18 protein-coding genes, 3 tRNA genes and 3 rRNA genes are annotated in these 24,566 nt (G+C 42.6%); 21 read left to right on the top strand and 3 right to left on the bottom strand.

The annotated features are described in order from the left end of the window. Window positions 1-54 precede the first annotated feature (54 nt). The gene (locus tag PP2015_RS15845; RefSeq protein ID WP_058031222.1) at window positions 55-519 is read left to right on the top strand and encodes a 2-thiouracil desulfurase family protein; all 465 of its coding nucleotides are present in this window, start codon (window positions 55-57) and stop codon (window positions 517-519) included. 5 nt (window positions 520-524) lie between these two features. Here the strand turns inward: PP2015_RS15845 and trmA are convergent, their stop codons facing one another. Next, window positions 525-1,622: a tRNA (uridine(54)-C5)-methyltransferase TrmA gene (gene trmA, locus PP2015_RS15840; RefSeq protein WP_058031221.1), complete on the bottom strand. Its 1,098-nt coding sequence runs from the start codon at window positions 1,620-1,622 to the stop codon at window positions 525-527. Window positions 1,623-1,802: 180 nt separating this feature from the next. Between trmA and PP2015_RS15835 the strand changes: the two genes are divergently transcribed. Continuing rightward, on the top strand, window positions 1,803-2,903 hold the full coding sequence (locus tag PP2015_RS15835) for a DUF5610 domain-containing protein (protein ID WP_058031220.1): 1,101 nt from the start codon (window positions 1,803-1,805) through the stop codon (window positions 2,901-2,903). Between the two features lie 61 nt (window positions 2,904-2,964). Next, complete coding sequence (murI, locus tag PP2015_RS15830; RefSeq protein ID WP_058031219.1) at window positions 2,965-3,735, top strand: glutamate racemase; 771 nt, start codon at window positions 2,965-2,967, stop codon at window positions 3,733-3,735. Here murI and PP2015_RS15825 read toward each other — a convergent pair. Continuing rightward, the gene (locus PP2015_RS15825) at window positions 3,732-4,205 is read right to left on the bottom strand and encodes an RNA recognition motif domain-containing protein (RefSeq protein ID WP_058031218.1); all 474 of its coding nucleotides are present in this window, start codon (window positions 4,203-4,205) and stop codon (window positions 3,732-3,734) included. The two genes, murI and PP2015_RS15825, sit on opposite strands and share 4 nt — an antisense overlap. Window positions 4,206-4,778: 573 nt before the next feature. On the opposite strand from PP2015_RS15825, the gene PP2015_RS15820 reads away from it, so the two are divergent. The 12 genes from PP2015_RS15820 (at window position 4,779) to PP2015_RS15765 (ending at window position 20,620) form a co-directional block, all read left to right on the top strand. Then, window positions 4,779-6,311: ribosomal RNA gene (locus tag PP2015_RS15820) — 16S ribosomal RNA — on the top strand. A 271-nt stretch (window positions 6,312-6,582) separates the two neighbouring features. After that, window positions 6,583-9,464 (top strand): 23S ribosomal RNA (locus PP2015_RS15815). A 94-nt stretch (window positions 9,465-9,558) separates the two neighbouring features. After that, window positions 9,559-9,672: ribosomal RNA gene (gene rrf / locus PP2015_RS15810) — 5S ribosomal RNA — on the top strand. Together the 16S, 23S and 5S rRNA genes form the textbook arrangement of a ribosomal RNA operon. A gap of 530 nt (window positions 9,673-10,202) precedes the next feature. Next, window positions 10,203-10,901, top strand: coding sequence for a DNA-3-methyladenine glycosylase I (locus PP2015_RS15805; protein WP_058031674.1), 699 nt, complete (start codon window positions 10,203-10,205; stop codon window positions 10,899-10,901). After that, complete coding sequence (locus PP2015_RS15800) at window positions 10,901-12,322, top strand: protein adenylyltransferase SelO (protein WP_058031217.1); 1,422 nt, start codon at window positions 10,901-10,903, stop codon at window positions 12,320-12,322. The genes PP2015_RS15805 and PP2015_RS15800 overlap by 1 nt, the downstream gene beginning before the upstream one ends. Beyond that, a complete protein-coding gene (locus PP2015_RS15795; protein WP_058031216.1) occupies window positions 12,322-14,112 on the top strand; it encodes an ABC transporter ATP-binding protein in 1,791 nt (596 codons plus the stop codon). The genes PP2015_RS15800 and PP2015_RS15795 overlap by 1 nt, the downstream gene beginning before the upstream one ends. Window positions 14,113-14,237: 125 nt before the next feature. Beyond that, window positions 14,238-15,299: an OmpA family protein gene (locus tag PP2015_RS15790; protein WP_058031215.1), complete on the top strand. Its 1,062-nt coding sequence runs from the start codon at window positions 14,238-14,240 to the stop codon at window positions 15,297-15,299. Between the two features lie 303 nt (window positions 15,300-15,602). Next, window positions 15,603-16,406 (top strand): VOC family protein, encoded by an 804-nt coding sequence (locus PP2015_RS15785; RefSeq protein WP_058031214.1) that lies wholly within the window; start codon window positions 15,603-15,605, stop codon window positions 16,404-16,406. Between the two features lie 56 nt (window positions 16,407-16,462). Further along, on the top strand, window positions 16,463-17,128 hold the full coding sequence (locus PP2015_RS15780) for an SDR family oxidoreductase (RefSeq protein WP_058031213.1): 666 nt from the start codon (window positions 16,463-16,465) through the stop codon (window positions 17,126-17,128). Between the two features lie 111 nt (window positions 17,129-17,239). Beyond that, complete coding sequence (locus PP2015_RS15775; protein ID WP_058031212.1) at window positions 17,240-17,605, top strand: hypothetical protein; 366 nt, start codon at window positions 17,240-17,242, stop codon at window positions 17,603-17,605. Continuing rightward, window positions 17,605-19,947, top strand: coding sequence for a fatty acid cis/trans isomerase (locus PP2015_RS15770; protein WP_058031211.1), 2,343 nt, complete (start codon window positions 17,605-17,607; stop codon window positions 19,945-19,947). Before PP2015_RS15775 ends, PP2015_RS15770 begins: the two co-directional genes overlap by 1 nt. Before the next feature lie 52 nt (window positions 19,948-19,999). After that, window positions 20,000-20,620 (top strand): dUTP diphosphatase, encoded by a 621-nt coding sequence (locus PP2015_RS15765; protein WP_058031210.1) that lies wholly within the window; start codon window positions 20,000-20,002, stop codon window positions 20,618-20,620. 8 nt (window positions 20,621-20,628) lie between these two features. Here PP2015_RS15765 and yrfG read toward each other — a convergent pair whose 3' ends face one another. After that, the gene (yrfG, locus tag PP2015_RS15760) at window positions 20,629-21,285 is read right to left on the bottom strand and encodes a GMP/IMP nucleotidase (RefSeq protein ID WP_058031673.1); all 657 of its coding nucleotides are present in this window, start codon (window positions 21,283-21,285) and stop codon (window positions 20,629-20,631) included. Between the two features lie 61 nt (window positions 21,286-21,346). Between yrfG and nudE the strand changes: the two genes are divergently transcribed. From nudE to PP2015_RS15730, 6 genes are all read left to right on the top strand, one after another. Then, window positions 21,347-21,910 (top strand): ADP compounds hydrolase NudE, encoded by a 564-nt coding sequence (gene nudE / locus PP2015_RS15755; RefSeq protein WP_058031209.1) that lies wholly within the window; start codon window positions 21,347-21,349, stop codon window positions 21,908-21,910. Window positions 21,911-21,913: 3 nt separating this feature from the next. Then, window positions 21,914-22,714, top strand: coding sequence for a 3'(2'),5'-bisphosphate nucleotidase CysQ (gene cysQ, locus PP2015_RS15750; protein ID WP_058031208.1), 801 nt, complete (start codon window positions 21,914-21,916; stop codon window positions 22,712-22,714). A 193-nt stretch (window positions 22,715-22,907) separates the two neighbouring features. Then, window positions 22,908-22,984 (top strand) — tRNA-Met (locus tag PP2015_RS15745). Between the two features lie 58 nt (window positions 22,985-23,042). Next, window positions 23,043-23,119 (top strand) — tRNA-Met (locus PP2015_RS15740). A 57-nt stretch (window positions 23,120-23,176) separates the two neighbouring features. After that, window positions 23,177-23,253: transfer RNA gene (locus PP2015_RS15735), tRNA-Met, on the top strand. Window positions 23,254-23,930: 677 nt separating this feature from the next. Then, window positions 23,931-24,563, top strand: coding sequence for a 2OG-Fe dioxygenase family protein (locus tag PP2015_RS15730; RefSeq protein ID WP_058031207.1), 633 nt, complete (start codon window positions 23,931-23,933; stop codon window positions 24,561-24,563). Window positions 24,564-24,566 lie beyond the last annotated feature (3 nt).

Genomic DNA, 24,566 nt, shown 5'->3' with positions numbered 1-24,566 from the left:
ATTATGAGTTAGATCAGAGCCTCGCACTTGCGAGGCTTTTTTATTGGAAAAGACATGCATAAAATTTTGGTTTCAAGTTGCTTACTCGGACAACCCGTCCGTTATGATGGGCAATCTAAAGGGCTAACAAATGATATTCTGACTCAATGGCTGAAAGAAAAGCGAGTTGTTGCATTTTGTCCTGAGGTCTCGGGCGGTTTACCAACCCCAAGGCCGCCAGCAGAAATCAGTGTTGAAAAGGTGATGACTGCAAATGGTGAAGATGTCACGAGTGAATTTCAGTTAGGAGCCCAAAAAGCCCTCGCATTATGTAAAGCGCAGCAAATCAAGTTTGCTTTATTAAAAGAATCAAGCCCTTCGTGTGGTCGTAATACTATTTACGATGGGTCGCATAAGGGAGTTAAAGTGGCAGGAATGGGCTTAACAGCTGAAAAGCTTGTTAAAGCAGGTATACAGGTTTTTAGTGAAGACCAATTACCAGAGCTAGTCAGTGCTCTGGCAATTGCTGAAAAGAATTAGCGGGATTATTTACGCTGTAAAAATACACCAGACTCCACATGATGTGTATATGGGAACTGGTCGAAGATCGCAATGCGAGATACAGAGTGTGTTTCACATAGCATGTCTAAATCACGCTCTAGTGTGTCTGGGTTACATGAGATATAAATGATGTTGTCGTAATTAGACACTAAACGACAAGTCAGTTCGTCCATGCCTGCACGTGGTGGATCTACCAAAATAGTTTGGCAGTTGTAGTCTTGAAGGGTAATGCCATTTAATCTAGAAAATTGGCGTTCGCCTTTCATTGCCTGCGTAAACTCTTCACTCGACATACGAATAATATCTAAGTTCTCAACCTTATTCGCTGCGATATTAATTTGTGCCGAATTGACCGACGACTTTGAGATTTCAGTTGCTAATACTTTATTAAAGCTACCCGCTAAAGCAATTGAGAAGTTACCGTTACCACAATATAGCTCAAGTAAATCATTCTCCAGTGGCGCACAAAGGTCTTGCGCCCATTCCAGCATTTTCTCATTTACTTTCGCATTTGGCTGAGTAAAGCTATTTTCAACTTGCTGGTACTGATAAGTTTGACCATTTACAGTCAATTGCTCTGTGACAAAATCGTTGCCTAACACGATCTTTTGTTTACGAGCGCGACCGATAAAGTCAATTTTATAGGTTTTCTGAAGCTCAGAACGTAATGCATTAATTGCCGCTAACCATTCATCATCAAGCTGTTTGTGATAAAGCAGACTTACTAGGATCTCTCCACTTAGCGTAGATAAGTAATCGATTTGGAAAAGCTTACGGCGAAGTATCTCGTTATGACGTAACTTTTCCATCATAACTTGCATGATTTCACTAATAAGCGGCGCGGCAGGATCAAATGTTTCCACTCGAATTTTTTGCTTACTCTCTTGATCAAACATAATGTGGTAGAGATCGTCACCATCGTGCCATACTCTAAATTCAGCACGTTGACGGTATTGCGTTTTTGCTGATTCAAAGACTTCAAGCTGTGGTGCGTTAAAGCGAGCAAATTGAGCACTAATACGCGTTTGCTTCTCAGCAAGCTGCTGTTCATATGTGGCGGTATCAATAGTGATGACTGGCATAGTTAAACTGACCTTACAAATTCGAGAGCGGGTATTGTAGGGGGCATAGGTGATTTGTCCAGTTTCTCGCTAAATTTTGTTGTTTTTTTATACTAACGCCTCAAGTGTTATTAATATTTGCCGATAAGCAGAAAATAACCGAGCACATGCTTGGTGACCATTATTTCTGGGAGACAGAACATGAAAATTGGACAACTTAACCAGCTTCTTAATCCTGCTATGGCAAATAAGGCGAACAATAAAGCTGCCTTTAAGCCGACCATGCATTTAAACCCAGATAGCTATCATGGTGATAAGAGTAAAATAGCAGCTAAATTACTAGATGATAAATTGGCAGAAGCTTTAGGCATTGAAAAGCCAGAGAAAGAGAAAAAGCCATTATTTGATTTTGAAGCCATCGTTAAAAATGTGCTCGACTTTGTTAAAGGGGCAGTGAACAAAGCGAAAGCAGATGGTAAAGATGACGACACTTTAAAAGATATGTTGGGGGCTGCACGAAAAGGTGTCCAAATGGGCATTGATGAAGCCACTTCGGAGTTAAAAGAAAGTGCGCTTTTTAATGATGACATTGAAGAGGGTATAGAAAAGTCTCGAGAAGGCATTTTCAAAGGACTCGATGATTTTGAAGAAGAGTTATTTAACCCTAAACCTGCTTATATGCAGGTCAGTGCAGCACAGTATGCAAGTTTGTCGAATCAAGCAGAATATAGTTTTACAACTGCAGAGGGTGATGAAGTGACTATTTCACTGAGTGATGCTCGTTCAAAAGGTCAAGCAGCCAGCTATACTCAAAACGGTGATAATTATGGCTTGGCTGTGTCAGAGCAATCAAGTGAGGATGTAAGCTTTTCGATCAGTGTGAATGGTGAGCTTAATGCCGATGAGCAAAAAGCCATAAATGAAATGATGAAAGACATTCGCAATGTCAGTGATTCATTTTTCTCAGGTGAATATGACGATGCGTTTGAAAAAGCATCGGCATTGAATATAGAGAGTGATCAAATTACCAATTTCACGATGGATTTACGTCAGACAAAAACAACCGCTGCAATTGCTCAATACCAACAAGCGAACCCAATAAAAGAGTTAGAGCAAGCGTTTCAGCCTCTTGATAAACAACTAGAGAATATTCATTCAGAAGGTAAGGCATTAGGCATTGAACAGCAGTTACCTGATATTATGGCGTGGATGAATGATGGACAAGCAAGAATGGCTCAGCTTTTAGATTATGCGCAAGGCTTCTTCAATCAACTTGATAATAAGTCAGAGAAATCAGCTTAAGTGACTTGGCAAGCCATATAAGCTCGGGCAAACTTGCACCTCAGTATAGAGGAGCCATAGTTTGCCGCATATTTTAGTTTTTGATTCAGGTATTGGTGGGACAAGTGTCTTAACACATATCCAAAGTGCACTGCCAGAGGCAGACTATACCTATATTATGGATAATGCATTACTGCCCTACGGGCTTCAGACAGAAGAAACAATTCAAAATAGACTGGCAAATCTCGTCAATAAAATAAGCTCAAACTTTTTTGGTGAAGTTGACTTAATTGTTATTGCTTGCAATACAGCCTCTACTTACGCACTGGCACATATTCGACAGTTTACTCAAATTCCGATTGTTGGTGTGGTGCCTGCTATAAAGCCTGCAGCACAAATTAGTATTAGAAAGCATATTGCTTTATTAGCAACGCCTGCTACTTCAAAGAACCAGTATACGCAATCTTTAGTGAGCGAGTTTGCTCAAGATTGCCAAGTAAGCTTCTACCATTCAACAGAGTTGGTAAGGCTGGCAGAGCGCAAGTTTTGGTTAAATGAAGATGTACGAGAAGGAGTTAACAAGGAGCTATCATCTATTAAGGTTGATAATCAAGCTGATGTTTTGATATTGGGGTGTACACATTTTCCAATATTGAAATATGAAATAGCAGAGTTTTATAAAACGCAATGCGTATTAATAGACTCCGGAACTGCAATTGCAAAAAGAGTAAAGCATTTGTTGGGTGGCAGTATAGATGAAGCAGAAATAAAAAAGCCGCTACAGTTTTATGCAACGGCTTTAAATGATGTCCCTGCTATTGCAGGATACGATGTGAAAAGTTTATATCTTTAACTTGCTACAGCTTCTTCCGATGCCTCAGGTTTTTGTTTTGCAGCTCTAACCTTCAGTGTACGTTGTTGGAACTCTTTTTCATTCAATGCTGCAATGGCTTTATCAGCATCAGCTTCTGCCATCTCCACAAAGCCGAAACCACGACGTTTACCTGTATTTTTATCTTTTAATAAACGAACGTTGAATACACGGCCCTGTTCAGAGAAAAGCTCTCGAACGACACTTTCATTTGCTTTATAAGGTAAGTTACCTACATAAAGTGTTTTTGTTTTTACTTCAGCATTGTCAGATTGCGGGGGTACATTACTTGCCGACATAACAGTTGCAATGAAACCACCGATGAGTGTGCCAATAGAAAAAGTAGCACCAAGATTAAGAGAAGAGTCTGCAAGAAGAGCATTAGCAGCAAAATAGCCGATTATCGCAATTGCTAAAACAATAAAAAGAGACTTTTGTTGAGTTGGGTTCATAAGGATCTACCAATATACAATGGGTATACAATAATTTAACAAACGAGCTGCTATCTTAGCGTCTTAAAATGTTTAAGCAATAATTAAAAAGAGAAATTAGCTATTCGAAGTGGGTAAATAGAACATTTTTTATTCTAACAAGCCTTTTTTGTTCTCTTTTTGAGCGGTTGAACACATTTCTCAAAATTAATTGAAAAAAGGGGTTGCGCGCTTTTAAATTCTCCCTATAATGCGCACCCACTGACACGGGGCGAGACGCTGAAAAGCAAATCAAAACGATGTCGAGTCAAATAAAACTTAATCTTAAATAACTTTTTAAAATTAAGTGTTGACATAAAAAGTGAAGTCGTTATTATGGCGCTCCACTTCGCAGCGAGGCTGCGGTAACTCATCGAGTTACACTGTTCTTTAAAAATATGAAGCAATCATCTGTGTGGGCACTCGTACAGATTGAGTTCTAACAGCTCTTGATTCAGGAGCAAAAAAATTTAGAGTCTCAATTTCTTATGAGTGACTATATAGTCAATTTATACAGAATTCATTGAGCACGAATCTTCGGATTCAAAAAACTTTTAATTGAAGAGTTTGATCATGGCTCAGATTGAACGCTGGCGGCAGGCCTAACACATGCAAGTCGAGCGGTAACATTTCTAGCTTGCTAGAAGATGACGAGCGGCGGACGGGTGAGTAATGCTTGGGAATATGCCTTAGGGTGGGGGACAACAGTTGGAAACGACTGCTAATACCGCATAACGTCTACGGACCAAAGGGGGCTTCGGCTCTCGCCCTTAGATTAGCCCAAGTGGGATTAGCTAGTTGGTGAGGTAATGGCTCACCAAGGCGACGATCCCTAGCTGGTTTGAGAGGATGATCAGCCACACTGGAACTGAGACACGGTCCAGACTCCTACGGGAGGCAGCAGTGGGGAATATTGCACAATGGGCGCAAGCCTGATGCAGCCATGCCGCGTGTGTGAAGAAGGCCTTAGGGTTGTAAAGCACTTTCAGTAAGGAGGAAAGGTTAGTAGTTAATACCTGCTAGCTGTGACGTTACTTACAGAAGAAGCACCGGCTAACTCCGTGCCAGCAGCCGCGGTAATACGGAGGGTGCGAGCGTTAATCGGAATTACTGGGCGTAAAGCGTACGCAGGCGGTTTGTTAAGCGAGATGTGAAAGCCCCGGGCTCAACCTGGGAACTGCATTTCGAACTGGCAAACTAGAGTATGATAGAGGGTGGTAGAATTTCAGGTGTAGCGGTGAAATGCGTAGAGATCTGAAGGAATACCGATGGCGAAGGCAGCCACCTGGGTCAATACTGACGCTCATGTACGAAAGCGTGGGGAGCAAACGGGATTAGATACCCCGGTAGTCCACGCCGTAAACGATGTCTACTAGGAGCTGGGGTCTTCGGACAACTTTTCCAAAGCTAACGCATTAAGTAGACCGCCTGGGGAGTACGGCCGCAAGGTTAAAACTCAAATGAATTGACGGGGGCCCGCACAAGCGGTGGAGCATGTGGTTTAATTCGATGCAACGCGAAGAACCTTACCTACACTTGACATACAGAGAACTTACTAGAGATAGTTTGGTGCCTTCGGGAACTCTGATACAGGTGCTGCATGGCTGTCGTCAGCTCGTGTTGTGAGATGTTGGGTTAAGTCCCGCAACGAGCGCAACCCCTATCCTTAGTTGCCAGCGATTCGGTCGGGAACTCTAAGGAGACTGCCGGTGATAAACCGGAGGAAGGTGGGGACGACGTCAAGTCATCATGGCCCTTACGTGTAGGGCTACACACGTGCTACAATGGCGCATACAGAGTGCTGCAAGCTCGCGAGAGTTAGCGAATCACTTAAAATGCGTCGTAGTCCGGATTGGAGTCTGCAACTCGACTCCATGAAGTCGGAATCGCTAGTAATCGCGGATCAGAATGCCGCGGTGAATACGTTCCCGGGCCTTGTACACACCGCCCGTCACACCATGGGAGTGGGTTGCTCCAGAAGTAGGTAGCTTAACCTTAGGGAGGGCGCTTACCACGGAGTGATTCATGACTGGGGTGAAGTCGTAACAAGGTAGCCCTAGGGGAACCTGGGGCTGGATCACCTCCTTAACGATTTAGAACAGATTTGTTCGTAGTGTCCACACAGATGATTGTTAGTTAGCACAAGTTGCTAATTAATATTGCTCTTTAAAAATTTGGAAAAGCTGATAATTAATTCTTTTAGAAGAAATTCTAAAAAGAGTTTTCAAAAGTAAAACAATGCCGATAAACATTCATTTGTTTATTAGCGTCTACTTTAGTATTCAATATTAACTTCTGGCGAAGTTAAAACTGTCTTTGACACATACACCTCAAAGTAATAAACCATTTTGGGTTGTATGGTTAAGTGACTAAGCGTACACGGTGGATGCCTTGGCAGTTGGAGGCGATGAAGGACGTACTAACTTGCGATAAGCCTAGTCAAGCCAGTAAGAGGCGCTTGAGACTAGGATTTCCGAATGGGGAAACCCACCTGCTTGCAGGTATCGTTAACTGAATACATAGGTTAACGAGGCGAACGCGGAGAACTGAAACATCTAAGTACCCGTAGGAAAAGAAATCAACCGAGATTCCGAAAGTAGCGGCGAGCGAAATCGGACTAGCCCTTAAGCTTTAGTGTAGTTAGTGGAACATTCTGGAAAGTTTGACGATACAGGGTGACAGTCCCGTACACAAAAACTTATCTAAAGTGAAATCGAGTAGGTCGGAGCACGTGAAACTTTGACTGAATATAGGTGGACCATCATCTAAGGCTAAATACTCCCAACTGACCGATAGTGAACCAGTACCGTGAGGGAAAGGCGAAAAGAACCCCTGTGAGGGGAGTGAAATAGAACCTGAAACCGTGTACGTACAAGCAGTAGGAGCCCCTCGAGGGTGACTGCGTACCTTTTGTATAATGGGTCAGCGACTTATATTTTGTAGCGAGGTTAACCGTTTAGGGTAGCCGTAGCGAAAGCGAGTCTTAACTGGGCGTTGAGTTGCAAGGTATAGACCCGAAACCCGGTGATCTAGCCATGGGCAGGTTGAAGGTTGAGTAACATCAACTGGAGGACCGAACCCACTAACGTTGAAAAGTTAGGGGATGACCTGTGGCTTGGAGTGAAAGGCTAATCAAACCGGGAGATAGCTGGTTCTCCCCGAAATCTATTTAGGTAGAGCCTCGGACGAATACTTACGGGGGTAGAGCACTGTTAAGGCTAGGGGGTCATCCCGACTTACCAACCCTTTGCAAACTCCGAATACCGTAAAGTAATATCCGGGAGACACACGGTGGGTGCTAACGTCCATCGTGGAGAGGGAAACAACCCAGACCGTCAGCTAAGGTCCCAAAGTGTATGTTAAGTGGGAAACGATGTGGGAAGGCTAAAACAGCTAGGAGGTTGGCTTAGAAGCAGCCATCCTTTAAAGAAAGCGTAATAGCTCACTAGTCGAGTCGGCCTGCGCGGAAGATGTAACGGGGCTAAACATACCACCGAAGCTACGGCTGCATACATTAGTATGCGGGGTAGGGGAGCGTTCTGTAAGTGGCTGAAGGTGTGCCGGGAGGCATGCTGGACATATCAGAAGTGCGAATGCTGACATGAGTAACGATAATGCGGGTGAAAAACCCGCACGCCGGAAGACCAAGGGTTCCTATCCCATGTTAATCAGGGTAGGGTAAGTCGACCCCTAAGGCGAGGCTGAAGAGCGTAGTCGATGGGAAACGGGTTAATATTCCCGTACTTGGAATAATTGCGATGGGGGGACGGAGCAGGCTAATCAAGCATGGCGTTGGTTGTCCATGTGAAAGGCTGTAGGCTGGTGACTTAGGAAAATCCGGGTCGCTAAGGCTGAGAGTCGAGACGAGCTACCACGGTAGTGAAGTTGATGATGCCCTACTTCCAGGAAAAGCCTCTAAGCTTCAGATTATTTCGAATCGTACCCCAAACCGACACAGGTGGTCAGGTAGAGAATACTAAGGCGCTTGAGAGAACTCGGGTGAAGGAACTAGGCAAAATTGTACCGTAACTTCGGGAGAAGGTACGCTCCTATCTGTGATGAGATTTACTCTCTAAGCGGACGGGAGCCGCAGTGACCAGGTGGCTGGGACTGTTTATTAAAAACACAGCACTGTGCAAAATCGTAAGATGACGTATACGGTGTGACACCTGCCCGGTGCCGGAAGGTTAATTGATGGGGTTAGCTTAGGCGAAGCTCTTGATCGAAGCCCCGGTAAACGGCGGCCGTAACTATAACGGTCCTAAGGTAGCGAAATTCCTTGTCGGGTAAGTTCCGACCTGCACGAATGGTGTAACCATGGCCACGCTGTCTCCACCCGAGACTCAGTGAAATTGAAATCGCAGTGAAGATGCTGTGTACCCGCGGCTAGACGGAAAGACCCCGTGAACCTTTACTACAGCTTGGCACTGAACATTGAGCCTACATGTGTAGGATAGGTGGGAGGCTTTGAAGCAGCGTCGCTAGATGTTGTGGAGCCATCCTTGAAATACCACCCTTGTATGTTTGATGTTCTAACATAGGCCCCTAATCGGGGTTGTGGACAGTGCCTGGTGGGTAGTTTGACTGGGGCGGTCTCCTCCCAAAGAGTAACGGAGGAGCACGAAGGTTGGCTAAGTACGGTCGGACATCGTACGGTTAGTGTAATGGTAGAAGCCAGCTTAACTGCGAGACAGACACGTCGAGCAGGTACGAAAGTAGGTCATAGTGATCCGGTGGTTCTGAATGGAAGGGCCATCGCTCAACGGATAAAAGGTACTCCGGGGATAACAGGCTGATACCGCCCAAGAGTTCATATCGACGGCGGTGTTTGGCACCTCGATGTCGGCTCATCACATCCTGGGGCTGAAGTCGGTCCCAAGGGTATGGCTGTTCGCCATTTAAAGTGGTACGCGAGCTGGGTTTAGAACGTCGTGAGACAGTTCGGTCCCTATCTGCCGTGGGCGTTTGAGAATTGAGAGGGGCTGCTCCTAGTACGAGAGGACCGGAGTGGACGAACCGCTGGTGTTCGGGTTGTGATGCCAATTGCATTGCCCGGTAGCTACGTTCGGAATCGATAACCGCTGAAAGCATCTAAGCGGGAAGCGAGCCTCGAGATGAGTTCTCACTTTAACTTTAAGTTAACTGAAGGGCCGTTGGAGACTACAACGTTGATAGGCTGGGTGTGGAAGTGTAGTGATACATTAAGCTAACCAGTACTAATTACCCGTGAGGCTTAACCATACAACGCCAAAGTGGTTTTAGCTCAGAAGCTAATATGAACTAAAGTAGAAAGTTTTAGAATTATCAGATTTTTTCCAGATTTTAACCAAATTTGCTTGGTGACCATAGCGTTTTGGAACCACCTGATTCCATGCCGAACTCAGAAGTGAAACGAAACAGCGTCGATGATAGTGTGGGTCTCCCATGTGAAAGTAGAACATTGCCAAGCACCTATTTAGAGAAAGCCCGATTCGAAAGAGTCGGGCTTTTTTGCGTTTATGGTGCTAAATCGTCCTGCACAGTGATGAGATTGTACACAGTGATAAAAAGACGAATTAGCGCAAGGTGAAATGAGTAGCCTTCACCGTGCTTAATCTTGACGGCCTCAACATCAGCTAAACTAGTTTATCTCACCTTGCGCAAAGCAAATGTGCTCGCCTTGCTCGTTGTCATTAACTTTGCACTATTTCACTGCGTTTGCAGTCGCTAATTTTGCACCATAAGCGCAAGGTGAAGTAAGCAGTCTTCACATTAGCCACTCTGTTCATTTTGAAACACTTTTCATAATAGTTAGTAAATAAGGCCTCAACTCCAGCTAAACTAGCTCATTTCACCTTGCACGAAAAGAATGTAAGCGCTACGCGCTTGTCATAAACCTTTCGCACTTAACTGCACCTATTTGCACTTAATTCCTTTATCATTAAACACATTAGAGATCCTTAGCGTATTAAATGTTTTAATTAATTGACAGGTATTGGTTTGGAATCCTTCAAAGAGATTTATCAAAGAGCATGTGAAAGAAAATTAGGTGAGCAAAATTTGAGGTTGTTGATATCAACCCCTCTGACGAAGCAAGAGTTGTTGTCACACTCTGATTCGCTTTGGCTCGAGGCGTTTACCAAGAAAGTATTCCAAAGTGGCTTTTATTGGTCAGTGATCAACGCAAAGTGGCCCGGTTTTAAAGAGGTGTTTTGGCAGTTTAATATTGATGCGTTATTGATGATGTCGCCTGAGCAACTAGAAGAAAAGTCACAGGATGAGCGTATTATCCGCAATTTTAAAAAAGTACAGACGATTCCACATAATTGCTACATGATCTATGAAATAGCACAAAAACACGGCTCATTTGCTAAGTTTATCGCTGACTGGCCTGAAGATAACATTATTAGCCTTTGGGCAGAACTAAAGAAACAGGGTGCACGGTTAGGCGGCAATACAGGACCTTACGCATTACGAGCTATGGGCAAAGATACTTTCATTTTGTCACGAGATGTAGAGTCTTACCTCAGAGCACATAAAATCATTGATGGTGGTTTGCAAACAAAAAAATCTCTTACTGCAATCCAGTCTTTTTTTAATAAACTAGTAGAAGAAAGTGGTTGGTCTTTAACTGCACTGAGCCAGCTTATTGCTTATAGTGTTGGTGATAATTACGTGAATGTAGAAGGTAATGAATAATGCAAAATGATTATGCTGAAATTACAGAAGGCTTTGCTGTTGATTATCCTATGGCTCAACCAAGTTCACCTCAACTTGTTTTATTTAATGAAGATCTATTTGAAAGGCTAGAGCTAAATTGGACAGAAGAAGAAGTGCTTTCTTATCTCTCTGGCTCAAGAAGCATTGAGGGCATTCCTGCATCTGCATTAGCCTATTCAGGTCATCAGTTTGGTCATTTCAATCCAACACTTGGTGATGGTAGAGCGCATTACCTAGGAACTACTCAGAGTAATAGCCCTTTTGACTTACAGTTAAAAGGCTCTGGGGCAACACCATTTTCTCGTGGTGGTGATGGTCTTTGTGCGCTTGGTCCGGCAGTTCGAGAGTTTGTGATGAGCCAAGCTATTAAGTCATTAAGGGTTAAAACAACAGAATGTTTGTCTGTAATCACAACAGGTAACGATGTTTATAGGCAAGGCTATGTGCCAGGTGCGGTAGTTTGTCGGGTAGCATCTAGCCATATTCGAGTGGGTTCTTTTCAGTATTTAGCATTACAGCAAGATAAAGCGGGTATGGAGCGCTTATTAGAACTTGCGATTAAGCGGCATTACCCACAAATTAAATCAGAAGGTGATGATAGAGTATGTGATTTCTTAAAGCATGTTTGTAACAACCAAATCTCATTGATTACTGATTGGTTAAGAGTGGGCTTTATCCACGGTGTAATGAATACCGATAATTGCTTGGTGTCTGGCGAGACCATCGATTTTGGGCCGTGCGCTATGCTTGAGGCTTTCGACTTCAATGCTGTATTCAGCTCTATAGATAAGCAAGGCCGCTATGCATTTGGTCAGCAACCAAATATTGCCCATTGGAATTGCGCACGTTTAGCAGAGTCTCTGATGTTAATTATGGCGGTTGATGAAGAACAAGCGCTCGAAAAGCTGACTGGTGTGCTCAGTGATTTTTCAAATTCTTTTAACGAAGCTTATCATACGATGTGGGCACAGAAATTAGGGTTACCAGATTGGCGTGATTCAGATAGCGAACTACTCTCGGAATTGTTGGTGTTAATGAAGAATCATCAACTAGACTACACCAATACTTTTGCTGCTTTGACTTCATTGGTAATAAACAAAGAAGCACTGTTTACGCTCCCTGCTGAATTGAATGAATGGTTAGCTAAGTGGAAAAAACGGATATCAGTGTTTGATGCAGTCGAGGTGGGAGCTTTAATGTCCAAGGCAAACCCAGCTATTGTTCCTCGTAATGAATTAGTCGAAAAAGTAATAGAAGAGTTTTATGATATTGGACACAGCCCTCTGCTTGAAAAGTGGCTGCCACTATTAAATAACCCATATAACTATCAAGAATATGATCAAGCATTTACAGCGTGTCATACAAAACCTGAAACCTACCAAACTTTCTGTGGTACATAATGCAAATACATTCCGGCGAGCCGCTAACTTGGCAAACAATCAAACAGAGTGTCCTTGCACACCGTAAGTCGCTTACTTATGCTCATATCATCGCACTGCTGGCTGCATTGGTTAGTGTGCCTATACCTTTAATGATGCCCTTATTAGTAGATGAAGTACTACTTGAAAAGCCAGGGGCAGCCATTGAGTTTATGAATACACTTTTGCCCGATTCTGCTCACAATGCAGTTGGTTATATTCTCTTTGTCTTACTGAGTGTTGTGCTGATGCGATTATCGGCATTGGTATTAGGCGTTTTACAATCTCGACAGTTTACGATTATTGGAAAAGACATCAGCTTTCAAGTTCGCAGCTTGTTGTTAAATCATTTGCCATTAGTACAACTCAAGGAATATGAAACGCAAGGTGGTGGCGCGATCAGTTCTCGCTGTATTACTGATGTCGAAACTCTCGATAATTTTATTAGTCAAACCTTGTCACGGTTTCTAATTAGCTTGTTAACTATCATAGGCACTGCAGTGATTTTGCTTTGGATAGACCTAACATTAGGAGCCATTATTCTACTCTTGAACCCAGCTGTTATTTATTTCTCAAGACAGTTTGGAAAGCGGGTAAAAGATCTTAAGAAAAAAGAAAATGGCGCATTTGAGGCCTTTCAATCTTCACTGGTAGAAACTTTAGATGCGATTGCCCAGTTAAAAGCAATCCGTCGTGAAGGTAAATATTTTGAGCAAGTTAAAGCGACAGCAAAAGATCTAAAGCATTATTCTGTTCAATCTCAATGGAAAACAGATGCGGTTAGTCGTCTCAGTTTTACTATTTTCTTATTGGGTTTTGAGGTATTTAGAGCCATCGCGATGCTCATGGTGGTGTTCGCTGATTTGACTGTTGGGCAAATTTTCGCGGTGTTTGGTTACCTTTGGTTTATGATGGGGCCAGTGCAAGAGCTATTGGGTATGCAATATGCCTACTATGGAGCATCCGCTGCATTACAGCGACTGAACCAAGTCTTTGCCTTTGAAACGGAGAGACCGGCAACTACCTCAAGTGTTCAAGCATTTAAAAATCCGCAAGTAGATATTCGTTTTGAGCAGGTTAACTTTGGTTATCACAGCGAGCAGCCGGTGCTCAAAAATGTTTCCATGCACATTCCAGCAGGTAAGAAAGTTGCGGTTGTCGCTGTTTCAGGTGGTGGTAAATCAACGTTAGTGCAACTGTTACTCGGTTTATATGAGAAGCAATCTGGTAGCATTTTTATTGATGATAAACAAATTGAGCAGGTTGGCTACCCGCAAGTCAGAGAGCATGTCGCGACTGTATTACAACAGCCGGTTATGCTTAATGCGTCAGTGAGAGAAAACTTATCAATGGGCGGTCAGTTTACTGATGAGCAATTATGGCAAGCTCTGGCTATTGCTGAGTTAACTGCAACCATCGAAAAACTAGATGAGCAACTAGATGCTTTAATTGGTCGAAATGGCGTTCGCCTGTCTGGTGGTCAAAAACAGCGCCTAGCAATTGCTAGAATGGTGTTAGCAGATCCAAAAGTGGTAATTCTTGATGAAGCAACATCAGCATTAGATATAGAAACTGAAGCAAAAATTCATCACAATTTAGCTCAGTTTTTAGAAAATAGGACCACTTTAATTATTGCACATAGACTGAGTGCTATTTCTCAAGCCGATTTGATCTATGTATTAGATGATGGAGAGGTTTCAGCATTTGGTGAGCATAAAGCACTGATAAGTAAAGAAGGTTTATATCAAACCTTATTTTCTCATCAATTATAATGTGAATGTTAAATGAACAATTTAATATTAAAGTATTAAGTGAAGATTAAGTTTCGTTCTTCTACTATAATCACACACAAGTGACAGATTCAGTTACTTATTTTGATTATAAATGGGGAATGACAATGAAATTAAAAGTGCTAAGCCTTGCAGTAGCTATTCTAGCTACATCAGCAGTAAATGCTAAAGAGCAAAAGGAAGGTGTATACCTTGGTGTATTTGGCGACTATTACAAAGCTAAGTGGCAACAAATGCGTGATGTACCTGGTGTGAATGTTGACGACTCAATGTCATGGGGTGCTGAGCTGGGATATCGTTTTAACGACTATTGGAGTGCACGTTTAGAGTATGCTGATATGGATTTTGATTTGTCAGGCTCAAGAACAGGTTCTTTAAGCGGCGATCGTTTTGGTGTTGATGGACTTTATCACTTTGATGGTGGCCCTTTCTATGCGTTGTTTGGTCTTAAATCAATCGATGCTTTCACATCAAATACATTTGCTAATGTGGGTGCAGGCTATCGCCACGATTTAACAGACAATTTATTTGTAAATGCTGAAACAGCACTTTATCAAGGCCTTGATCGTGGCTACACCGATGTAGGTGCAAAGTTGGGTATTAACTATGCGTTTGGTGCTACAGCATCTAAACCTGTTAAGGCTGCACCGGCTCCAGCTCCTATTTCAAAACCAGAGCCTAAGCCTGTTGTGCAAGCACCTAAAGATGCCGACAAAGATGGCATCATTGATGCTGAAGACCGCTGTGCTAATACGCCAATGACAGATGCAGTAGATGCAAGTGGTTGTACGCTTTATAAAGATGAAGAAGTGACAGTGAGTTTATTAGTTCGTTTCCCAAATAATAATTCAGCTGTCTCTCAGCAGTATTTGCGTGATATTGATGCTGTAGTGAAATTCTTAAATGAATTCCCTGAGACAACAGTTCGTCTAGAAGGGCATACTTCTTCAGTAGGAAAGGCGAAATATAACAAATGGCTTTCGCAAAAGCGTGCTGACGCAGTTGCAAAGCAATTAATTGAAGAAGGTATCGATGCAAGTCGAGTGAGTGCGATAGGCTATGGTGAAGAGCGTTTAAAAAATGCAGCAAACACTGAAGAAGCTCATGCACAAAACCGACGCGTTGAAGCAAAACTTATTTCGGTTAAGCGTGTAAAAGTAAAACGCTAGATAACAACTAAATTCATAGATACTAAAAGCCAGCGATTGCTGGCTTTTTTCTTTCCTGTATTTTAAGTTCCAAAATTGTCATACCAACCTGCTTATCTAAGTGGTCTACTTTAACGCAGCTATCATCAGGTTTTATCCCTCAAAATGATTGAATGTTGTTGCGGATTGGTAAGATTGGCGCACCATACTCACCTCTAAGTGAAGTATTTACAAGGCTAAATACGGGCTTTTTTATTGCTTCCACTTGCTAATTAAGCTTTATTCAACTAACTAATTAATGCAAACAACAACAAGGAACTAACTATGGCCAAAGTCACTTCATCACCAATTTCAGCTTTTTGTTGGGCAGAACTATGTTCATCAGATTGGGCGGGTGGAAAACAATTCTATACGCAACTCTTTGATTGGCAGTTTGACGATCAGCCAATCGGAGAAGATTGTTATTACACTATGCTAAAGAAGCAAGCAGATGATATCGCGGCCATGTATCAAATGATGCCTGAGCAAAAAGAGGCGAATATTCCCAGTCATTGGTTAGGTTATATTGCCGTAAATGATGTTGATGCTATCGCCGATAAAGCAAAGGGATTAGGTGCTACTGTTATTCATGGTCCTTGTGATGTGATGAGTGCAGGTCGTATGGTGATGATCAGCGACCCTGACGGCGCGTTTGTGGCATTTTGGCAAGCTAATGAACATATTGGTACACAGAGAGTCTTAGAGAAAAACACGCCTTATTGGCATGAACTTGCTTGTCGAGGCAATGAGAAAATTGGACAGTTTTATAGTGAGTTATTAGGTTGGCACATCCAAGTCGAAAAAATGGAGCAAATGGATTATACCTTGTTTTGTAATGAACAAGGGCCTGTTGCTGGCATGCTCGAAATGACCGAAGAGTGGGAGGGCATACCACCCCATTGGATGATCTATTTTGCGGTGGCTGATTGTGATGCGATGTCTGAAAAAGCGGCGTCTTTAGGCGGGCAAGTTTGCGTTCCACCTACTGATATTCCAAATATCGGGCGTTTTGCCGTTATCACAGATCCGCAAGGTGCAGTATTCTCAATTATGCAGTCTTGTAATGACGATATTGATTTGGATGCTTGATATTAAAGGTATTTGCCCCAAGTTCAGTAAGCATTAGAAGATGCTAGGAGAATACAATGACAAAACATGTGGTGATTACTGGGGCAAATCGCGGTATCGGCCTTGAGTTCGCAAAGCAGTATTTAGCGCAAGGTTTTGAAGTAACCGCAGTTGTTCGTAAGCCATCAGCTGAACTAGAAGAATTATCGGTTAACGTCATCGAAGGTATTGACGTAAGCCAAGGTGATGATGTTGCTCGATTAGCATCAGCGCTTAGCGGTACAGCTATTGATGTGTTGATTAACAACGCGGGTATTTTTGAAAACGAAAGCCTCGCCAATATGGACTTTGAGGCCATCAATGCCCAACTTCAGATCAATGCGGTAGCGCCAGTACGAGTCACACACGCTTTGCAAACTAACTTAAGCAATGGCAGTAAAGTAGCGATGATCACCAGTCGTATGGGCTCAATCGCTGATAATGGCTCAGGTGCTTACATTGGTTACCGTATGTCAAAGGCAGCACTCAATGCAGCCGGTGTCAGTTTAGCGCACGAACTAAAACCTAAAGGTGTGGCAGTTGCTTTATTACATCCGGGCTTTGTACAAACTCAGATGGTTAACTTCGCCGGTGATATCTCACCTCAAGTTGCTGCAGAGCGATTAATACAACGCATCGAAGAGCTGAACTTAGGCAATACAGGTAGTTTCTGGCACTCAAACGGTGACATTTTACCTTGGTAAAACGAAGCATATAGATTACGAACAGATAGCAGGCTTTGCTCTCTGTTCGTCGCGTGTTCAGGTTAGGTTTGCTAAACTTGTGGCAATGATCACTTATCCTGAACAATTATCATGGAATTAGAACAAAACACACCACTTACACTGCCGCTTTTTTTACTCGATGAGTACATTGAGCAGCGCGACTTAGAAGCCTCTGACCTAACTTTGAGTGTGATCTTAGACGAAATCTTACTTGCCAATCTGTGCCAAAACCCAGCAGAAGATCAAAGCATTAGTATTAATTTAGAAACCTACCAGCTATTTGCAGATAATTCTGATTTTAAACCTGTAATTAGCGAAGCACATCAAGCTCAGTTACTACTTAACCGAGGCCCTGTCTTAAGTGCCGTCGTCAGTAGTGGTGAGCAAGTCTTTATTTCTCCCCCAGTTGAGATGATGCCGACATTTGACCTAGGCGATGAAGACGAGGAGGCCTAATGCCTTTTAAAAAAGGATTTGTACTTACTTGCCTACTTTTTCTAAGTGGTTGTGTTGCACTTGCTGCCAACCACTACGAAACCTTGTTTGGACCAGCACAAACACAGCAGCGCGAAGTTGTTGCAAACACGCCTCATGCGACACAATATCTGAATGACGTAAAGCCGATTATTGAGCAGCGCTGTGTGGTATGCCATGGTTGTTATGATGCACCATGTCAGCTGAAGCTCTCCTCTCCAGAAGGCATTGACCGAGGCTTGAGTAAAGAGCCTGTTTATGACGGTACTCGTTTGTTGGCGCAAACGCCGTCACGTTTACTGATAGATGCCACATCTACACAACAATGGCGCGACAAAGGTTTTACCGCGGTGCTTAACGAGCATCAGCAAAGTGCAGATGCAAATTTAGCAGCCTCTGTGATGTATCGTTCATTATTATTAAAACAAAATGCTGAATTACCTGCACAGCAAGTGCTTGGTGATGAATTTGATTTTAGCCTAGACAGAACGGCCACTTGCCCGAGCATCGAAGAGTTTGACAGTTATGCCCAAAAGCAGCCTCATGCGGGCATGCCTTATGGTTTACCAGCGTTAGAGCAAAGTGAATTTGCTGTATTACACGATTGGTTAAAAAGCGGTGCTAAAATGGCTCAGATTGCGCCGCCGACCTTAACGGAGCTTGCACAAATTGAAATCTGGGAAGCGTTTCTAAACCAAGATAATCTCAAGACGCGTTTGTCAGCGCGTTATATATACGAGCATTGGTATTTGGCGAATATTTACTTTAATGAAGCCAATAAATCAGACTCGCCGAGCTTTTTTAAATTAGTACGCTCTAAAACACCACCGGGGCAGGCAATTGAAATTATCGCGACACGCCGACCTTTTGATGAGCCAAACGTTGAGCGCGTATATTACCGTTTTCAACATCAGCGCGGCACAGTTTTGTCGAAAACCCATATGCCGTTGGCAATCAACCCGCAAAAGTTAGCGCGTTTAAAAGCACAGTTTATTGATGCGGATTATGTGGTTTCGAGTTTACCAGGTTATGCGCCTGAGGTAGCTTCGAATCCCTTTAAGAGTTTTGCGCAGTTACCTGTTAAGTCTAAATATCAGTTTATGTTAGATGAAGCGCATTTGATTATTAGTGGCTTTATCAAAGGGCCGGTTTGCCGCGGGCAAATTGCATTGAATGTGATTAACGATCATTTTTGGGTCGCCTTTGTGGATCCTGACAAAAACAGTTCACCGAAAATCAGTGAGTTTTTGTTAAATCATAATGATGAATTAGCATTACCCGCAGCCGAACAAAGCAATGCTTTACCACTTTCGAGTTGGGCAAAATATGCAACTCGCCAACATGAGTACTTAAATGCCAAAACTAAATTAGCGAATCAAGTATTTGCCGATGGCAGTAATTTAACCACAGATTTAATTTGGCAAGGTGATGGACATAACCGTAATGCAGCACTCACTGTATTTCGCCACTTCGACAGTGCAACAGTGGTAAAGGGCTTTGTTGGCCAACCACCAAAAACGATGTGGTTATTAGATTATGCTCTGTTTGAACGTATTCATTATTTGCTGGTGGCAGGGTTTGATGTGTATGGCAATGTCGGACATCAGTTGATTACTCGTTTATATATGGACTTTTTACGTCTTGAGGGCGAACAGAACTTTATTAATTTGCTGCCGCAAGATGAAAGGCAAAAAGTCAAAAATCACTGGTACCGTAAATCGCATTTAAGTTTAAGTGAGTTTATTAATCGTAAAACCACCCTAGCTGCCCCGACGGGGATGCAATTTACCACCGCTGAGCCTAAGCTCGAGCTATACACTAAGTTTAAACAGCATTTGCAGCCTATCTTAAGTGAGCGCTATGCCTATAACTTGGTATCTAAGCCATTGGCAAAACTCAATGCGTTACCGAGCAAAGCCATTAACTTACTGCCTCAAGTGTCATTTATTTTAGTCAAGCACGGCGAGCAGCATAAAGCGTATACGCTTATTCATCATAACGCGCACTACAATATTTCGAGTTTATTGAATGAAGAAGGTCAGCGTGCTTACGATGAAGATACTGCGACCCTAGTTCCTGGGTTTATAGGAGATTACCCTGCTGCCATATGGTATTTACCTAATTCGGAGCATGTTCATAGCTTTGTTGAAAATATGCATAGCATGCAAAGTGAGGCCGACTACAGAGCTCTAAAACAGCAATTCGCAATACGTCGAAGTCATCCGCAATTTTGGCAATATAGTGATCTGTTGCATGAGGTGGCTAAGCAGTACAAGGGCATCGAATATGGGGTGTTCGATTACAATCGACTTGAGAACAGATAACTCTGTTGGGTATTATAGTCATTAATTAAAAAACGAAATTAGGAAGCGCACCATGTCTGCGAACACAACAAAACTAGTCGTTATGCTAGAAATGCAAAACGCCATGAACACTAAGGTTCATGAGCAATGGTTTAACCAGGGGTTTGAATGGTATCGCGCTATTTGGGTTGAGTGTGCTGAAATGCTAGATCACTACGGTTGGAAGTGGTGGAAAAAGCAAACACCAGATACTGAGCAAGTGATTTTAGAGCTGGTGGATATTTTCCACTTCGGCTTATCGCTACGAATTGATGGCGTTAAAAGCTATGAGCAGCTAGCAACTGAGCTTGAAAAAGAATTAAGCGAGCCGCAACTTGCTGAAGACTTTAAACAAACACTTGAGCAACTAGCTGCGAGCGCAGTGGCTGATAAGTCTTTCAACGCGCAAGCATTTGCTGGTTGTATGCAGCAAATCGGCATGAGCATTGATGATTTATATCGTGGTTATGTGGGCAAGAATACGCTGAACTTCTTCCGTCAAGATCACGGTTATAAAGATGGCTCTTATATCAAAGTATGGAATGGTCAAGAAGACAATGAGCATCTGGTTGAAGTTGTGAAAAGCCTAGACACTGAGCATGCTGATTTTGCTAAGCAAGTTTATGCAGGGCTTCAAGCACGCTACCCTGCATGATATTTGAGTTAAGCTATCGGCAATAAAGTGCGATAGTCAGTAATTGATAAATAGCCAGTGATGTCTTTCACTGGCTGTTTGCTATCTGGGTTAGCAACAGCTAATAAGTGCTCAATGCCAAATTGTTTAGCTGAAGCTAATACGCTTAAACTGTCATCGACGAATAAAGTTTTACTTTTATCAAAACCTAAATCAGCTTGAACTTGCTGCCATAAACTTTGACATTCTTTACTCACACCATACTCATGGGTTGAAATCAGCTTATCGAGGTATTGATCAAACTGAGTGCGCTCTACTTTTAAGCTTAAGCTATCAGGGTGTGCATTGGTGAGTAGAATTAACTCTTTTCCTGCTGCTTTTAACGCTTTTAAAAACTCTGGTACATCATCACGTACAGTGATCAGGTGCTGTATCTCTCGTTTAAGTTCCATAATGGGGAGATCGAGTTCTTTTTGCCAATAATCTAAGCAGTACCACTGTATTTTTCCTTCTACAGCTTGGTAGCGCTTTTCTATATCAGCAAAAGCTTTTGCGACACTGATATTGTGTTTTTTTGCGAGCTGTTCGGGGATCACATTTAACCAAAAATGGTTATCAAAATGCAGATCGAGCAGGGTGCCGTCCATATCTAATAAAACGGTATCGATTTTTGACCAATTTAACATAGGCATTTGTCGTTAAAGGCTTTATGATTAAGTTAACTGCCATATTAGCAAATAAACGCCTATGTCACAGAAAAAGCATCCAAACCCACCTGAAATTATCCACTGCGATGTAGTGGCCAAAAGTAAACTCTTTACCGTTGAATCCCTAGATTTGACCTTTTCAAATGGTGAGCAGCGCCAATATGAACGAATTCGAGGCGGTGGTCGAGGTGCTGTGATGGTGGTGCCAATCACTGCTGACAACGAACTTTTATTAGTCAGAGAATATTGCGCGGGCACGCATAACTACCAGCTTGGCTTTCCTAAAGGCTTAATTGACCCTGGGGAAACCGCAAAGCAAGCAGGCAACCGCGAGCTAAAAGAAGAAGTAGGTATGGGCGCTGAGCAGTTTGATGAGTTAAAAACATTGTCACTGGCACCAAGTTATTTTAATGCTCGCATGCACATTTTGGTTGCGCAAAATCTCTACCAAGAAAGTTTAGAAGGTGATGAACCTGAGCCGCTGGTGGTTGTAAAATGGCCATTAGAGGAATGGCAGTCTTTGCTTGAGCAAGAAGACTTTACTGAAGCTCGAAGTGTAGCAGCGCTTATGCTGTTACAAACCTTTCTAGCAGAAAAGGAGTAGCATATGCAGTCATTATTAGAGCCGTGTATTGCGCTTGCCCAAAAAGCAGGGCAAGCGATTATGGATATCTATAAACAAGATGACATAGGTCAGCAAGAAAAGTCTGACCACACACCGGTCACCAAAGCTGACTTAGCCTCAAACGAGGTACTGGTGGCAGGTTTACAAGCTATAGCGCCTGATATTCCTATTATGTCTGAAGAAACGCCTATTCCTGCCCTTGAAAAACGCCGTGAGTGGCAGCGTTATTGGTTACTTGATCCTATGGATGGCACTGGCGAGTTTATTCTGCAAAGTGGTGATTTTGCGGTAAATATTGCATTAATAGAAAACAACAAACCTGTGCTTGGGGTGATTTTCTGGCCTGCTAAAAATACTACATACTTTGCTTATGCAGGCTTCGGTGCATTTAAGCGAGTAGGTGAAGCACAGCAGCAAATTAGCGTTGCCTCACCAGATAACTTAACTTTGGCGGTGAGCCGCAGGCAAAAACTCGAAGCAGTTAGCCAGTATTTGAATAGTCAATTTGATACCGTTGCGCTTGGCTCATGCTCACTCAAGGCGTGCATTATCGCTGAAGGCAAAGCCGATTGTTTTTTAAGAATTGGCCCAACAGGCGAGTGGGATACAGGCGCTTCACAAGTAATTGTAGAAGAAGCCGGTGGCTGTATCACTGATTCTGAGTTTAACCCTTTAACTTATAATCAGCGCGAAACCACAGAAAATCCAGATTTTATCGTTATGGGTCACCCAGATTGGCAATTCCAAAAGCTGATCACGCCTCACCAGCGTATTGTTGAGTAAATGTTAAAAAGCTAGCTGGTAATGCTAGCTTTTTCGGTACTTTGCTAGACTTTTGTTTTATTTTTATCCATTTGAACGCGATTTCGTGTTTTATGCCTTGCAATAAAAATTTAATCCATTATTATAGCGACCTCTTGAAAGGGAGACCTTTCAAAACTCATTAAAATAATTCAATTTATTTTAATGTTACAGGCGCGGGATGGAGCAGCCTGGTAGCTCGTCGGGCTCATAACCCGAAGGTCGTCGGTTCAAATCCGGCTCCCGCAACCAATTCTTTTAGAGAGAATTAAAACCTCTAAGGCTTGTTTGCTTATGCAAACCATTCGGACGCGGGATGGAGCAGCCTGGTAGCTCGTCGGGCTCATAACCCGAAGGTCGTCGGTTCAAATCCGGCTCCCGCAACCAATTCTTCTAGAGTGAATTCAAAATTCTAGGGCTCGTTTGCTTATGCAAACCATCTGACGCGGGATGGAGCAGCCTGGTAGCTCGTCGGGCTCATAACCCGAAGGTCGTCGGTTCAAATCCGGCTCCCGCAACCAACTTTCTTACCTTAAAAATCTTTTTATCAAATCCCCTTATTAGATTAGTTTTTAACTCAAAAATAATTTTTAACTTTCGTCTGTTTCGTCGGACTCTCTCTTATTATTCACAAAGGTCGTCGGTTCAAATCCGGCTCCCGCAACCAATTTCCTTACCTTAAAAATATTTTTACCAACCCCCTTATTAGATTAGTTTTTAACTCAAATATAATTTTTAACTTTCGTCTGTTTTGTCGGGATCTTCTATATTAATTCTTAATTGCCTTATAAGGTGATTAATTATTAATTTCGCTTATCGCTTATCGCTTATCGCTTATCGCTTATCGCTTATCGCTTATCGCTTATCGCTTATCGCTTATCGCTTATCGCTTATCGCTTATCGCTTATCGCTTATCGCTTATCGCTTATCGCTTATCGCTTATCGCTTATCGCTTATCGCTTATCGCTTATCGCTTATCGCTTATCGCTTATCGCTTTAACTGAGCTATTTTTATTCTGGACCGACCAGTTTAATTGCAAAATTTTCAGCCTTTTTAAAATTAGAAAATTTAGCCTTATAAATTCCTAAAATGCATTATCAATGTAATTATTGATGTTTGTGTGTGTAATTTAAATCAATTAACTGCTCGAAATAGATTAAGATCTGCGCCAATTCTATAATCATAAACGAGAGCAACATGACAGCAGTAAACAACCAGAATTTGCTTCAATTACGTTTTATTCAACAGCCTCATATTGAAGGTGTAAAACCATTCTTTGATCATCTACCTGATAACCCATATGCAGACGGTGCTTTCCGTAAACGTCGTTATTCGGTATTGAAGTTTGTTGATAATGAAGTAAGCCTTCAGCCAACTAAAGCGTTTGTTCAAGACGACTCAATTAACAACTTTCAGGGTAATATTGAGCGCGTTTATGAGAATTTAGAAACCGATTTAATTAACAGCGATGCATTTAAACATTTACTGACTGAATTCAGAGCGATGACAGGCATTGAAGAGAGCCGTGACATCGAAGTTCATCAGTTCAGAATGTTAGCGATTGAAAGCGACACACCACCGGCACCAGAAGGTGTTCACCAAGATGGTTTTGATCATGTATGTGTATGTGGCGTCTCTCATGAAAATATCGCAGGCGGTGAGCTGCTGGTATACGAGCACAAAGAAGCTGAGCCTTGCTTCAAGATGGAAATCAAAGACGGTTTGTTTGCACTTGTGAATGACCGTGAAGTTTGGCACAACGCCACACCGATGAATAAACTAAATGCCGATGAAGTTGGTTATTTAGATTGCTTCGTGTTTACAGCGTAAGAG

This window comes from Pseudoalteromonas phenolica, assembly GCF_001444405.1.
In the GTDB taxonomy this organism is placed as follows: Bacteria; Pseudomonadota; Gammaproteobacteria; order Enterobacterales; family Alteromonadaceae; genus Pseudoalteromonas; species Pseudoalteromonas phenolica.
This window is presented reverse-complemented; position numbering and strand designations above follow the sequence as displayed.